The organism is Candidatus Nitrospira nitrificans (assembly GCF_001458775.1).
GTDB lineage: Bacteria > Nitrospirota > Nitrospiria > Nitrospirales > Nitrospiraceae > Nitrospira_D > Nitrospira_D nitrificans.
On the sequence record NZ_CZPZ01000035.1, the window covers coordinates 79037 to 94632 of the forward strand.

At 58.1% G+C, this 15596-nt stretch carries 10 protein-coding genes; all 10 read right to left on the reverse strand.

The window, feature by feature from the left end; all coding sequences use genetic code 11:
* Positions 1-64: 64 nt before the first annotated feature.
* Positions 65-553, reverse strand: a complete 489-nt coding sequence (locus COMA2_RS18440; protein WP_090901934.1) for a hypothetical protein — start codon at positions 551-553, stop codon at positions 65-67.
* A gap of 664 nt (positions 554-1217) precedes the next feature.
* A complete protein-coding gene (locus tag COMA2_RS18450) occupies positions 1218-4340 on the reverse strand; it encodes an efflux RND transporter permease subunit (RefSeq protein WP_090901939.1) in 3123 nt (1040 codons plus the stop codon).
* A 3-nt stretch (positions 4341-4343) separates the two neighbouring features.
* On the reverse strand, positions 4344-5540 hold the full coding sequence (locus COMA2_RS18455) for an efflux RND transporter periplasmic adaptor subunit (RefSeq protein WP_090901943.1): 1197 nt from the start codon (positions 5538-5540) through the stop codon (positions 4344-4346).
* A 54-nt stretch (positions 5541-5594) separates the two neighbouring features.
* Complete coding sequence (locus COMA2_RS18460; protein ID WP_175304719.1) at positions 5595-6854, reverse strand: TolC family protein; 1260 nt, start codon at positions 6852-6854, stop codon at positions 5595-5597.
* An 81-nt stretch (positions 6855-6935) separates the two neighbouring features.
* On the reverse strand, positions 6936-7487 hold the full coding sequence (locus tag COMA2_RS18465; RefSeq protein ID WP_090901949.1) for a Slp family lipoprotein: 552 nt from the start codon (positions 7485-7487) through the stop codon (positions 6936-6938).
* A gap of 666 nt (positions 7488-8153) precedes the next feature.
* A complete protein-coding gene (locus tag COMA2_RS18475) occupies positions 8154-8408 on the reverse strand; it encodes a SemiSWEET transporter (RefSeq protein ID WP_090901954.1) in 255 nt (84 codons plus the stop codon).
* Positions 8409-8445: 37 nt separating this feature from the next.
* Positions 8446-10734, reverse strand: a complete 2289-nt coding sequence (locus tag COMA2_RS18480; protein WP_175304720.1) for an amylo-alpha-1,6-glucosidase — start codon at positions 10732-10734, stop codon at positions 8446-8448.
* A 181-nt stretch (positions 10735-10915) separates the two neighbouring features.
* On the reverse strand, positions 10916-12523 hold the full coding sequence (gene nhaA, locus COMA2_RS18485) for a Na+/H+ antiporter NhaA (RefSeq protein WP_090901960.1): 1608 nt from the start codon (positions 12521-12523) through the stop codon (positions 10916-10918).
* Positions 12524-12968: 445 nt separating this feature from the next.
* Positions 12969-14282: a cytochrome ubiquinol oxidase subunit I gene (locus COMA2_RS18490; protein ID WP_090901964.1), complete on the reverse strand. Its 1314-nt coding sequence runs from the start codon at positions 14280-14282 to the stop codon at positions 12969-12971.
* Between the two features lie 12 nt (positions 14283-14294).
* Complete coding sequence (locus tag COMA2_RS18495; protein ID WP_090901967.1) at positions 14295-15554, reverse strand: hypothetical protein; 1260 nt, start codon at positions 15552-15554, stop codon at positions 14295-14297.
* Positions 15555-15596 lie beyond the last annotated feature (42 nt).

Here is a 15596-nt window from a genome sequence, read left to right on the forward strand (position 1 = left end):
ATTAAACGTGCCGCGGTTGTCGCCAAGACTTACGCGAGACTTCACTTCATCCCCACCGATCAAACTACCTTTGCTCATCAGATACGTGCCGGTATAAGGACACCTTTCCTCGCTTGATCTCTCGTTTGCCGACGTCAGCCGGCAAATTAGCGAGCCCGGCTTGGGTGGGTGAGACTCCGGTGGGAGCCTTTCCTGTTGTCCATCCGCTCGCGCTCCATTCCGCCGCGCGCTGTTCAATATCCACCGCTCCACATCGATCAAGCCTGTCGGCAATCTCATCCACTTGACTGTCATCGGCTCTGACACTCACGACGGTCCCCCCGCGACGGACTCCCTCCTGATACATGGCCTGGTTCGACGGACCGAACCCGAGGGTCTGCGAGAGACTTTCCCAAAATCCTTTTGTCGACGTGTCTGTTCCTCCAGTGAGCTGAAACCCGGCTTGATCAAAGACCTGGATATCAAGGCCAGGAATTTGGAGAGCCATGATTTCAGACCTGGCCTTCTCCGCTTGCGTCGGACCGTCAAATAATCCGATAACGGTACTGGCCATGTTCGGTCTCCTTTCTTAAGTTGTATAGGCCCGAGGTGAATGAAAGGTGCTGGAACTTACTCTTCAAGCTTCGTTAAATAGAATGAGTGCAACGGTTATGCCTTAGACTTCTCCCCTGGCCCTTGTGCGCTGAGCCTGTACACTCCTTGTCTTAAACCAATTGGTATGCAAAGCTTGTTGAAAGCAATGGGATGATGCCGGACAGATTGTCAGTCTGCTGGACAATCTGTCTGGATCCTATCGCTCAATCGGGCAAGATGCGGAGTGACGACCAGAATTCTTCATGCCGGTTCATTCCTCCTCCATGCCTGGCGAACGAACACTTCAGGGGCCCTAGCCGGTCACCTATCGCGAAGCACACGTCCCTTCCTCCGGGAGATCGCGAGTCGCGCTTGCCGACTTGGTCTCCTTTCGCATACCCGTCGGTTTTCAACATCATATCGATCGGTGGGAAAGAGATTCCCCAGTATGACTGGGATTGAAGATTATAGGCCCGTGGAACGCCCTGTCGCCCCAATCCGCCTGCCATCGTTGAAACCTCAGATCTTGGATTACTCTCAAGCCTGTCGATGCTTGTCATGCATGCGAGCTGGAGGAACCAGACGTCAATCAACGTTCGTGCTGTCCTGGTCCACGCCGATGATCCACACGCATAACAGGCTCATTATCCTTTGCTCATCTTTTGTTTCGGCTCGAACCATGGAAAGAGAATAGGAAGGACCAGAAGCGTCAGCGTGGTCGAAGTCAAGAGGCCGCCGATCACCACCACGGCAAGGGGACGCTGCACTTCGGAGCCCACACCCGTGGCTAGGGCGAGAGGCGTCAAGGCGAGCAGCGCGACCGTGGCGGTCATGAGCACAGGGCGCAAACGCAGCATGCAGCCCTGGACGGCCGCCTCCTTGGCGGATTCTGTGTTCTCTCTCAGTTGGGCGATGTACGACAACAGCACGATGCCGTTCAGCACCGCGATGCCGAACAGATTGATGAACCCGACGGAGGCGGGCACGCTTAAATATTCGCCCGTCACCCAGAGGCCGACGATGCCCCCGATCAATGCCAACGGCAGATTGAGCATGATCAAAGTCGCATATCGGAATGAATTGAACGAGACATAGAGCAAGAGAAACATGATGCCGATCGTGATCGGAACGATGATCTTTAAGCGGGCCATGGCCCGCTGCATGTTCTCAAACGACCCGCCCCAGACGATGTGATAGTTCGAGGGAAGTTTTATTTTGTCAATTTTCTTTTGGGCCTCCGCGACGATGCTCCCGATGTCCCGTCCGTGGGTATTGAATCCGATATAGATGCGCCGCTGCAATTGCTCCCGGCTGATGAGGGCGGGGCCTTCACGCAATTCGACTTGCGCGAGGTCGCCCAAGGGAATCAGCGTGCCGGTGGCGCCGCGCAACAGAATGTTGCGGATAGTTTCGACACTGTTCCGAAACGGCTCCGGATAGCGCAACGTCAGATCAAAACGTTTTTGACCTTCATACACTTGTGTGGCCGGTTCCATGCCGATCGCCGTCGAGACGATGTCCTGAATATGAGCGACATTGATGCCGCGCCGGGCGATCTTCTCGCGATCGATATCGATCGCGAGGTAGACTTGACCGAAGAGTTGTTCTACGCGGATATCGGCCACTCCGCGCACCTCGCTCATGATGCCGCGGATTTGCTCGGCGGTTTTTCGCAGCACATTCAGATCATCTCCCAAGACCTTGACGGTGGCCTCCGATCGAACACCCGACAGCAGCTCATCGACGCGCTGTTGAATGGGTTGGCTCAGCAAGAACGTGGCCCCGGGGATCTGTTCCAGGCGTTTGCGGACCGCGTGATCCAGTTCCGCCTTGGTCTCCGCCGTGGTCCATTCTTCCATCGGCTTCAGCGCGACGACGGGATCGCTCGCGTTCGGCTCCTGTGGATCGTTGCCGATCTCGGAACGGCCGATCTTTGAGAGCACCTTGGTGACCTCGGGAAATTCCATGACCGCTCGCTGCATCTCCTTTTCGATTTGTATCGACTCCTCGAGGGAGATGCTTGGATGGCGAATGGTTTGAGGAGTGATGGCAACCTCGTTCAGAATTGGAATGAATTCTCCGCCCAGGAATGGAAACAGGGCCAAACTGCCGGCCAGCATCGCTCCGGCGACGCCGAGCAAAAGGAGGCGGTGCGCGAACGCCCAGTCCAACATGGGGCGATAGCCCTTCTTCGCCCATCGAACGAGGAACGGATCCTCATGGTGGCTGCCTTTCAACAACAACAGGCACAAGGCCGGCGAGAGAGTAAAGGACAACAAGAGAGATACGAACAACGCCATCATGATCGTCAAGGCCAACGGACCGAACATTTTGCCTTCCATCCCCACGAGCCCCAGGATCGGCACAAAGGTCAGGGCAATGATCAATTCCCCGAACAGGCTGGGACCGCGGACCTCCGCCACGCCCTTCAGCACGATCGGGAGCCGACGTTCCACGGACCGACGATCCTCCTCCGAGGCTTCCGACAGATGCCGGGCGACATTCTCCACTTGAATGATTGCGGCGTCGGTAATCATGCCCAACGAGATGGCCAACCCGCCAAGCGACATTAAATTGGCCGACAGATCGTAGTACCGCATCACGATGAAGGTACAGAGCGGCGCGACGATCAGCACGATCGTTACGGCCAGGGCGCTGCGAATGCTGCCGAGGAACAAGTACAGGACGATCACGACAAAAATGATGCCTTCGATGAGCGCCTTGTAGACCGTATGCAAGGCGGCATTGACCAGTTCCATGCGGTCGTAGTACGGCACGATGCGCAGACCGTCCGGAAGGATATGTTTGTCATGGATCTCGTCGATTTTCTCCTTGACGGCGTGCACTACCTCTCGCGCATTGCCGCCGCGCAGCATCAGCACCAGGCCGGACACGACTTCGCGCGAACCATTGAGCAGGGTGGCGCCATGCCGCACGGCATGGCCGAACCGCACCTCGGCCACATTCCGGACGTATACCGGCGTGCCGTCCACCTCACGCAAGACGATATTGCCGATATCGTTCAGCGTGCGAATCAGACCGATGCCGCGGACGATGTATTTTTCTTCCTCTTTTTCGAGGAGACTTCCACCGGCATTGGCGTTGTTCTTGGCAACCGCATCGAAGACGTCATGCAGGGCAAGATCGTATTTGCGGAGGAGGCCCGGATGGACGACGACTTGATATTGTTTGACATAGCCGCCCATCGAGTTGACATCCACGACGTCCGGCAGTCCCTTGAGCAGCGGGCGAATCACCCAATCCACCAAAGTTCGTCGCTCGGTCAATTCCTCAACGGTCGTCCGGTGATCCGGCTCATTGTCGTGCGGACCCTCCAGGTAGAATTGATACACCTCTCCCAGACCAGTGTAGTTCGGCACCAATTGTGACGAGGCCCCGGGGGGAAAAAGGTCTTGGACCTCGAGGACCCTTTCCAAGACGAGCTGGCGCGCCAAATAGATATCGATGTCGTCGCGAAAGACAGCCGTGATGATGGAGGCTCCAACCTTGGAAAATGAGCGGATCTCCGTCAGCCCCGGCGCTCCACGCAATTGCAATTCAATCGGAAAGGTGATGAACCGTTCGATTTCAGCGGGCGACAGTCCCTCGGCCTTGGTGACCACCTGTACCAAAATCGTGGTGACGTCCGGAAACGCATCGATCGGAATCGTCTTGAATGCATACAGCCCTCCGGCGGCCAGGCCTGCGGACAAAATAAGGACAAGAATCCGTTGCCGAAGGGAAAACTCGAGAAGCTTGGTGAGCATGGGCTAGAGTTCTTCGCCCGTTAATTCGGCTTTCAGCGTGAATCCGCCGTTCGTCACGACCGGTTCTCCTTCACGAAGGCCATTGAGGACCATGACTTGTGTGCCGTTGGAGTCGCCCAGCTTGACGTCCCGAGCTTCGAACGTCCCGGAATCGATTCGCACGAATACGAATCGCCTCTCATGATCGCGTTGAACGGCGTTTTCCGGCACAGTGAGCGCATTGCTCGTCGGGCTGGAGTACATCCGAATGGTCGCGTACATGTCGGGTTTCAATTTCAAGCCCGGATTCGGCAGTTCGAGGCGGAGGTCCATGGTCCTGGTGGCCACATCCAAGACAGCGCTGACGTAGGTCACCGTGCCGCGGAAGACCTCGTCCGGATAGGCATGGACGTGCAACTCGCCGATCTGGCGGCCGCCCGTTCGCTCGGAATTCAGAATGAACGAAATGTCTTTTTCAGGAATGTTGGCGAATACCCACACTTCCGACAGGTCGGCCACCACAAACATGGTTTCCGTCACTTCCACGACCTCCCCGACCGCGATGTTGCGCGCAATGACGAACCCCTGGAATGGCGCTGTGATGTAGATGCGGGGGTGGATGGATCGGCTTCGAGCAAGCTCTTTGATCTGCTCGCCGCTCATGCCCATGAGGCGAAGATGCTGGTACGATTCCCGCAGTTCGGCTTGCGCGCGGACCATGTCGCCCTCGCGTCTTTGTCCCTCGGCCACGGAAATGATGTCTTCCTTCAATAACGCCTGCGCCCGCTCGTACGCGCGGGTGACCACGTATAATGTGGACTTCGCTTTGAGATAGGCCGATTGGGCATCCCCGAATTCTCGACTCTCCAACGTGGCGAGCAAGGTTCCTCGTTCAACTTCTTGTCCGAGATCCACGTGCACTTCGATCGCACGCCCGCGGACCAGCGTTGTGAGATTCGCCACTTTCCGCCGATTCAATTCGATGGTTCCCGGAAAATCGCGATGGCTGCGGAAGGGTTGACGCTTGACCGGTTCGACTGTGATTCCCCTCTCCGCCATCGCTTTTTCGTCGAGGCTGACCGTCCTGAGGGCCTCCTCTTCTGTCGATGATTTTTGGGATGTCTCGGCGGGTGTATCGTTTGATCCGGCGTCACACCCGTGGGTCAGGCTCACGAGGGTGAGAAGAACGATAAGACGGTACGGCTTCTGTGTTATCTGCACGGTAGCCGACTCATGGAAGATCCAGGCGACGAATCGCGCCGGCTTCGATCCTCTTTATCGAACATACAAACTTCCGCCGACAAACCGTTCCAACTGAGTCGTCGCAATGGAAAGATCCTGGCGGGCCTGCCAGTAATCCAGCATGATTTCACGATGAACTCGTTGGGCATCCAGCACCTGAAGCAAACTGCTTTCCCCTCGTTTGAAACTGAACTGCGCCATTTGCAACGCGATTTGAGTCTTGCGCAGCAGGCCTTTTTCAAACACCCCGACCAGGCGACCTGCGGTTGTTGCATCTCTGAAATGTTGATTCACTTGCCGAATAAAGTCATATCGGACACGTAAAAGATTGGCCTCTTCGCGCCGTAATGTTCCCAGGGCTGAGGCAATTTCGCCCTGGCGTTGATACCAAATTGGGACGGGCAAGCTGATGCCTCCCTGCACCGCTTCACGCCCCACTTCACGCCAATAGCCTCCCTGCACAGTCAGGTTGGGCACACGAGCCTGACGTTCAAAATCCACTGTCCGGCCCGACTCTTCGATCACTTTACGCAGACGGCGAAGTGTGGGGTGCTGTTGCAGTGCGTCCTCAACCAACTTCGTCCGTTCGAGAGCCGCCGGTAAACGCTCGAATTCGCCTTCAATCCGATACCGGGAACCGAGCGATCCGGCCGTCAAGGTGTCGAGCACGACACGGCTGATTTCGACATTGTTTTCTTCTCGAGTCACTCGTTGTTCCGCTTTGAGGACTTCCACTTCCGCCTTGATCGCCTCGAATCGCGGAGTCTCTCCCAGCTCCACCCTCCGGTCAACGGTCCGACGGATATCGTGAATGATGGCCAGGTTTTCTTTTGCGAGTTGAAGACTCTGCTGTGTCGAAAGAAGCGTCCAAAATGCCAGCTTTACATCAGCCCGAAGATGGAGCAGGGTTTCATCATATCCGACAATGGCGCCTTCCAATCCGGCTCGGGCAGCATCCTTTCGCGCCTCTCGTTTCGCCGGCCACTCGAAAGGTTGAGAAACCTGGGCATTATATTCAGTCACCGAATTCGGTGGCACCTCCGAGAAGGCCCCAGGTCCCAAGATCCCGGTATCCCGGATCGAGCCCTGACCACCGCGGCCCATGATAGTAGGATTAGGATAGGCGCCGGCCTGGACGAGTAATCCTTGCTGTGTATCGATCACGCCGATGGCACCGGCAGGCCGTGGGTTGTGATCGATAGCCAACCCGATGACTTCCGGCAACGAATACGATCGTTCTTCATCCTGCGCCAGTAATAGCTGCCCATTCCCACTGAGGAGAAGAAGCAGCATGAGCACTAGCGCCATAATGTTGCTTGGCTTAAGAAGAATCCATCCTAACATCGTCATGACAGACCGTATGATCGAACGTTTCTACCAATAAAAGGGATACCCATAGTAGCCACGATATCCCCAACCATATGGATAACCGTAGCCGTAATACGGGACATACCCGCTTTTCACACGATCCCAATCCCAAACCGTGAGGTGTTTGAGGGCCAGTTGAGGAACCTGTTCTTGTACTTCATCGATTGTGACGGTGGTTGTGTCCAGCACCTCCCCCACGACCGTGATGCGTTTGTTTTCATCGTCGAATATGGTCGGATCGGCCACCTGGTCACCGCGGTCGATAACCACGAATCGCCCCTTCGACTCGGTTTCACGACCCGTCGGCATCAGATCCCCGGACAATGGGATCTGCAGCACTTCGATTCGCGTACCATCTTTCATGCGTTTGGCAGTCAGCACCTTGCCGCCCGCCAGCATCAGTTTTCCTTTGTGGGCAGGGGGATTGCTTTTGATATCGGAATATCGCAGATCGCGATCAACCTTTCCCTCGAGCCGTTCGGGGATCACGTCCGCCCGATTGCATCCATTGACGAACAAGAACGCCATCGACATCATCGTGACAATCGACACATTCATGGGATTCCTCCTTTGCAGGTCTACAGACAGTTACGTCTTGCGATGGACCCGAATGGATGCCCTGATGATTCACGTACCGATCAGAAAGGAGCGTAATCAATCGAGCGAGACCACCAGAGACTTAAAGGCGATATCTCCCGCAGCGAACATCTCCCAACCCACCGACAGTCTGTTCACACATCCACGCCGGTGGATTGATGAAAGCCCTCTAATCGACCCAAGGAACCGGGAGAAGCACCTGGTTCTGAAAGGCCACCACTGCCCGGATCCCTCGGAGCTGGATCACCTTCTGGACCTGGTCTCGCGCCAGGCCGCCGTCATCTCATCGACTTCTCGAAAACCGCGATCATCGGAGACCAGCGTCGTGAGCTCCGAATTTTGTTTCGCGTGAGTGAAAGCGGGCAGGACCGCGCCCTGCGCAATGTGACCGAGTTCCCCTCACGGCATAACGGGCCGGGGTCACTTTGGGAGGCATCTTGACACGACGCACAATGGAGCTTTTGGTAGAAGACGGTACCGGCCATCAGAGCTCACCACAACAACGATGCCGTACCGTAGCATTGCCTCGTTCAACCTGACACCTATTGATTTCCCTAGTCGGTAACACACCGCTTCCATTAGCTTGGCGCTTACACCAGACACCGGGCGTAACGAGGTCGGACATCGTCACCCATACTTCATTTTCAGTACAACGTTCATGCCGGCGAGCACGAACGTGACGGCGTTCGCTAGGATGATGGGTAGCGAGCCGATCATCAGTCCATAGATCAACCAGCATAAGACTCCGGTCGTAAACGTGCCCAACATGGCCAAGGAAAGGTCCTTGGCCGATTTGCTCTTCCAGATCCGGATCACTTGCGGCAAGAAGGCGATCGTCGTCAGCGTTCCGGCCAACAACCCCAATGCGGTGGTAAAATCCATGAGTCCCGTTTCTCTGGTTTAGACCAAAGGACTGCCGTCAGTTTCCCTTCTCCACCTGAACGTCCAGCTCACCCCGCTGCTTCACCACATCCACCTGAACGCCCTGCCTCCCGCGTCGAAAAGCGAGATCGACGACCGCTTCACCCACATGCAACCGCTGTAGTTCCAATCGGTCGAGAAACTCGGGCAACAGCGGCCGGCTGATGCGGAGTCGCTTCTCGAACGCCTCCGGCGTCAAGCCGAGTAATGTCGTCAAGAGACACGGGAGCGTGCCGGAGGCCCAGGCCTGCGGATGGCAGGCAACAGGATAGTTGATCGGGATTTCATACTGCTCTCGGCCGAAGCCGCAAAAGAGTTCGGGAAGCTGATGCGCATGAAAATGATACGCCGCATCGAACAGTCCATGAAAAATCCGCAGCGGTTCCCGATCTTGTCCGTAGCGCCGGCATCCCGCCGCGACGATCGAATTGTCGTGCGGCCACACCGTGCCGAGGTGATAACTGATGGGGTTATAGGCGCGGGCCTTTGACGATAGGGTACGGACGCCCCATCCGCTGAACATGTCCTCGGCCATGAGCCGCTTGATCGTCCGCTCGGCTTTGTCCTGATCCGCGATGCCGGTCCACAGCGCCTGGCCTGGATTCGAGGAGACGACAGCAGCATGGCTCCCATCCGCCTGCAGAGCGAGCGCGTAGCAGCCTTCATCCTCCATCCAAAAGTCCAAGTTGAACCGCTCGCGCAGCCGCCTGGCTTCGCGAATCAAACGATCCGCCCGGTCACGATCGCCGGTCCGCGTGAGCAACCCCGCGATCCCGAGTTTCGCGGCATACCCATACCCCTGTACCTCAACCAACGCGAGCGGAGGCGCAGCGACTTTGCCCTCAGCGGTCACAATGGCGTCTCCCGAATCTTTCCATCCCTGATTGACCAACTTGTCTTTCGATCGGCTGGTATAGGCGAGATAGGCTTCTCCGTGCCGATCGCCGTAGGTATCCATCCAGGACAGCGCCCGGTCGATGGGAGCCCGCAATTCATGGAAGAGGCTCAGAGAACCGGTCCACGCCGCATGTTCCGCGATCAGCATTAAGAACAACGGCGTGGCATCGATCGTTCCGTAGAACGGCGTATGGGGGATCGCGTCCAGGTTCGCCATCTCGCCGACTCGTAGTTCATGAAGAATTTTCCCCGGCTGTTCGTCCCGCCATTGATCCTCTTTCGTGCCTTGATATTGTGCCAACAGGCGCAGAGTTTGCTCAGCGATCCTCGGATTGTAGGCCAACATTTGCCAGGCGGTGATCAGGCTGTCGCGTCCGAACAATGCGACGAACCAGGGCACTCCGGCCGCAAAGAACGTTTCGTTTCCCACGTGTGTGCGCAACACTCGCAGCCCTCGGAATGAGCGTTCCATGAGCTGATCGAGGGCCGAGCCGTTGGTGACTACCTGGGTGACATGCGCCATCCAGGCCTGCGTTTCCCGTTCGAGCCCGCTATCCAATCGGCTGAAGTCCGCGGGATCGGGTGTCGGACGGAGGGCGGCCGCCCTATCCTTGGATTCACCGATGACCAAGGCGACCTCGATTCGCTGTTGGCCGCGGGGGCTCAAACGCACGACGAACTCCGCCGTCGTTCCATGACGCTTGTCGGGCGGCGGGTCGCAATAGGCCGTCACTGTACGGAAGATCCCGTCTTTGCCGTCATAGGATAAGCGCAACACCCCGCCTTTCCAGGACGGCGGATGGAGCGTGCCCAAGTGCTTGGACAAGAGGCCCCGAACCGCGAACAGATCCTCGAAGGCGGATTGAATTGTCAGCGTGACGGGAAACTCGAGAGTCTGAAGCGTGAAGTTCTGAATGAGGAGGCGATCGCGCAGCGCCGGAGTTTCGTTGTCGATGAGCCGCCGCCACGTGATGCCAAGCTCCTCCTCAATGAGAATGCCTCCGTCCGCCAGCTCGATTCTGGGGTTGGTCAACGTAAAGACTCCGATCGAGCCTTGAACCGACGAGGCCGACAGATGAGCCGGTTTCGTTCCCGCCAGCTCGATTTCATAGCCGTTCACGTACCGGCAGTCGTGATAGTAGAGACCCATGCCATGTGAGTTTGCCAAGGGCACGTTTCCGTCCGGTCGCGCCACGAAAAAGACATTCTCGTTCTTGATGACGATCGCGTCGGCCAGGCTGTCCGCCATGGCCGGGCGTGCTTTCGTGAGCGTTTCCTCTCGCCGATCGTCCTTGGATTCTGCAGCCTGTAACAAGGTACCGGACCAGAGCGGCACGGTGGCCGGCCATACGAGAGAGAAACGAAGCAACGAGCGCCGATTGATCCTCATGGTGCGCCTCCTTCCGCCGTCACAATCATCGTGAGCTCGGCGGCACAGCTTCCTCCAGCGTTCCATGAACGCTTCTACTGCACCCGCCGATACACCGCTTCGACCTGCATGACCGAAGGTGCCTGCGGCCAGGTGGGCGGTGCATGATCCGGGCTTGCGCCATCCGCCGGAAGCAGCCCAGTCACTCTTGCGTTTTGTGACTTTTTTTCTTTGTCGCCCAATACAACCACGCGTACCCCATTACTGCGGCCATCAGCGACGCCGCCAAAATTCCGACTTTGGCATCCGCGCGCAGCGGCGCTTCATCAAACGCCAAACCGGTCATAAACAGCGACACCGTGAAGCCGATCCCGCCGAGCATTGCGACGCCCATGAGATGCGACCAGGTGATGTCTTTCGAGATGGTGGCTATTCCGGTCTGAACGGCGAGCCAGGAGAACCCGGCGATCCCCGCGAGTTTTCCGATCACCAGTCCGCCCACGACGCCGAGCGTCACCGGACTAGCCGCCGCTTCTCGAAGCATCGAACCCGATAAGGCGACTCCCGCGTTAGCCAGCGCGAAGAGCGGCAGAACCAGGAAACTGACCCATGGATGGACGATGCGTTCCAACCGATCAAGCGGCGCTTCGCTCATCCGCGTGAGTTCCTCGATCTCTCCCAATACCGCCTCGGCCCTCTCTGTCGCGCCATGGCGGAGCGCTTCAGCAACATGATCCACGCGCTTCGCCGCCGAGGCGACGAACGTCTTGCGGGTGAACGGCGCGTGGGCTGGAATGAGCGCGCCTAAGATGACCCCGCCGATCGTCGCATGGACACCAGACTTCAAGACCGCCACCCAGAACAGAACGACAAGCATGAGATACACCGCAATAGTGCGCATCATCCCACCCTGGCGCATCGCCAGAAGGAGGCCGAGCAACAGCGCGGCCAGCGCCAGCGCAGGCGGCGAAAGATGCGCCGTGTAAAAGATCGCAATCACCACGATAGCCCCGATGTCATCGACGGTCGCCAGGGCGAGCAAGAAAATCCTGAGGTGAGGTGGAATGCGTTTTCCCAGGAGGGCCAGCACGCCGAGCGCGAAGGCAATATCGGTCGCCATCGGAATGCCCCACCCTCGGCTCCCTTCCCCTGAGGCGATCGACAGAAAAATGAGCACCGGGACAACCATGCCGCCGAGAGCCGCCGCAATCGGCAACGCCGCGTTTCGAGCGTCCGACAACTCGCCTCGAACGAATTCCCGCTTGATTTCCAAACCAACGACAAAGAAGAAGCTCACCATCAGTCCGTCGTTGATCCAGTGCCGGAGATCTTCCGACAGCGAAAACCTTCCGACGCTCACCGTGATCATCGTTTCCTGGAATGCCTGATAAGACGCGTGCCACGGCGAGTTGGCCCATGTCAGGGCCGCCAGCGCGGCGATCAAGAGCGTGACGCCGCTGACGACCTCATTGTGAATCACGTACTGGGCGGGCAAAAGGACGGTGCGGGAAACAGGCGAGCGTTTTGCCTGGATGGTTTGTGAGCCGATTGTCCATGGTGGAATTTTCATGACGTCGCCTGCGGAGCCGGTGAGATCAGCGCACAGGACACGAGCAAGGCCGCCAGCTTTCAGCAGCTCCGCGACCCGACCTCCAAATCGGCTGAACTGCTCCTTCCGTTGTGGAGCGAGGGTGGCCATGAGTCCGATGGCCTCGCCGAACGGTTCATACACCTCGGTCGCTTGAAACAATCGATGATGCCACAGTTGAGCGCCGAGCCACGAGGCGGCCGCTCCCAGCGCGTCCAGCACAACCTCGCCGAGGAGCGCGCTCAGAGGCGGCGCGCCCGCGGTCGTGGGTCAGCTTTGCAGTGCGCCCATCGACTGATCAGACCCCCCGCGCCGAGCAGCGCGAATGCGTCGACCATCCACGCGCTCCATCCCGGAAAACCGAATCGCCGAAACAAGAGCACCTCGATGCGACAAACGCAACAATGAGATAGAGGACACTAAACTGGCGCCAGCACGGAGCTCGACGACCTCGCTCATGCATCGACCTAACCATGCGGCTCACACGTTCAGTAACTCGCACGTTCCCTAGCCTGTTAGTTCCGACTCGCGAATCGAAGGCCAAGATCATGGACGGGTATTCGGATTTCGCACTTCATGCCTACGGCGCAAGCCCTCACCCGAGGGCGCGTACAATTGATTGCAAACGATCGCACGAGTCTATTCTTCCCATGCGCGTGTGCGTCCATCATGGAGGCAGCCGTTCGTAAGTGGATTGCTCATCGGAAAAAATCACGGCGCCATAGATCAGATATCCATTGTACGCGCGGGCCGTTTCCCGCACCCACCCCATGCTCAGCATCGTCAACATGGCGCAGCCCGCGATCACGATGAGGATTTTCTGACTCGCGCGATCCTGGCCGCTCATGACAGCGGTCGTCCAGGAGACAGGGCCGGCGAAGGAACGCAAGAAGAGAATCCAATTCAGCAAGCCGAAAAACACCAGCGCCGCGATCGCGAAATATTTGTTCGGCTGCATTTTTCCGAGGGGATTGATCGGGGCGTCGGTCAGTCGGGAGAGGAAGGGAACATGTTGCAGATGATACGGCATGGCGAAGACAAGCCAGGCGACGATGAGCACTGCCAAGGATACCGGAAGGATCATGCGCGCGACGCTTTCCGGCCCGCTACCCGAACGGACGGCGCGAAGAATGTATGAAGATCCGAGCACGGCGATCAGCCCGTAGAGCAGGGCGACCAGATCGAACAGCCATGAGCGCTCGCCGAGCATGAGCGTGTGGAAGGCCTGCGGTTCGGCGTATCGCACATGCAGTAAATATTGGTAGCCGATCATCGGCATGATCAGGAGCGCCCCGAAGCCGACGGCGAAGCACCAGCCGCCGGCCCAGCGATAAAAGCGGCGGTCTTCCTCTACCTGCGAGCGCAGGAACGCGACGCTGCACAAAGCCGCAAGGACAAACCCCGCCCAGGTCAAGTTTCCGAACCACCGATGGAGGTCGAGATCGATCATGGTTGGGTTCAAAATATTGGCCCACGACGAGTCAAGAGGATGGGGCGTCAACATATAGGATGACGTGATATCGATGAAGAACATCGCGACCACCGCGCAGAGAGCGGCGAGCCAGCTGAATGCGAGATGAACGAGCCTGCGCCATCCCGCGGCAGCAGACCAAGCCCACAGGTAGTACCAGGCATAGGCGAAGACGGCCTCGCCCAGGAACAATCCCGCTTCCAACACGAACGGCCAGAACATGATCCGAAAAATCTTGTGCCAAAACCGGGGCCAGAAAATATTGAGCGCGAAGATGAAGGATACCCCGAGAAACGAGATCATGGCGGTACACAACACCAGGGCGAATGCGATCATGTGCGCCAGCCTCCGATATCGAGGTTGATCCGTCGCATGCGCCAGCGTCGCCGCGATGGCGCCGATGACCGCGCTTCCCACAACCAGCGTGGCGAACAGACTGTGGCTCAGTGCCACCGTGGCAATGGCAATGCGGCCGTAGAGCAGTGGGATGTTGAGGGGATCGAATTCCATGCTGGTCCGAGGTTAAGGTTGAGATTTAGGCTGAGCCGGCGGGATCTCAACGTCGGCCTGCACTCCTCCTTGTCGATGCCGATCGAGCGCCGGTTGCCTGGCCTCATCTTGGAGTGAGATCACGTGACGCACGGTGTCCGGACGGCGCGCCGTTTCCCGGATGGTACCCATCGTCAAGTATGTCAGCGCCGCAATGACCGCCAGAGCGGCTGAAAGGTATCGAATGAGCGGCCGTTGGTGTTGCTCCGGGGACGCCGCTTCCGCGAACAGGCCGCGGGCTCCGTACAGGGCCACGGCGCTCAGTACCACGAGTAAAAAGGTCCAGACGCGCCGGAGGTCCGGACGGCCGACGGACAGCACCATCGCGAGCGCCGATATGCCGGCTGCCACAACGGTCCACCGCATCGGTTTCCCGGCGGACCACGCATGGTGGAGCCACAGATGGCTGCCGAGGAATAACAACCCGATCAGCAGGAATTGAGCGTAGACCAACGGCTGATAGGGCCCCTGCGTCAGCTGTCGATAGGCTTCCGGCGCCGACGCGCTGATCGTGTTGGCGTAGAGCAGGCCGCTCAGAGGCTGAAGCATCAGCATGGTGAATCCGAGCAGCAGGCTCGCCTTCAACAGATGCGCATAGTAATCGGCATCCTCCCCTCGCGCGGCGGCGAGCCGCCACGCTGCATACCCCGCCGTCACGTATCCGGCCATGACAAGATTTCCCAGAAAACGATGCACGACCAAGGGACCCCAGGTGGGGTTCGCGAGGCGGCTCCACGCGCCGTCGGCCCGTGGCGGCGTGAGCATGTACGATCCGATCCCGTCGAGCACGGCAACCCAGATGAGCATGAGCAAGGCGGCGAGGAATCCAAGCGCCCGATGAATGCTCGGGCTTCTGGCACGCAAGGCATCCCAGTAGTGATAGTAGGGATAGAGCGCAAACAGCTGCAGGAGAAAGGCGCTCACCGCGACGAAGATCGGGTAGCGGAATCGGTTGAACAAGTGGGTGTTCGTCAACGGAAACAACCCGATGAACAGATCCACCATGATGACCGCCAACACCAAGCTCGCCGTATAGGTGACGATCGTAAATCTGGTCATCGATCGGGCGGCCTCGAGCAACCAAGGGCGCGCCTCTCCCAGTGATTCGGCCAGCGGCGCGAGCATCATGAATCCGACGCCCAAACCGGCGAGCAGGATGTGTAGGAGCGCGAACAGGCCCACCACGAGGCTGTTCCCGATCAGAGGAAATTCGATAGCAGGCAATGTCGGCATAGCAGCGTATCTCGTTCATGAGTTCCAAGTTTCACGTTCAAA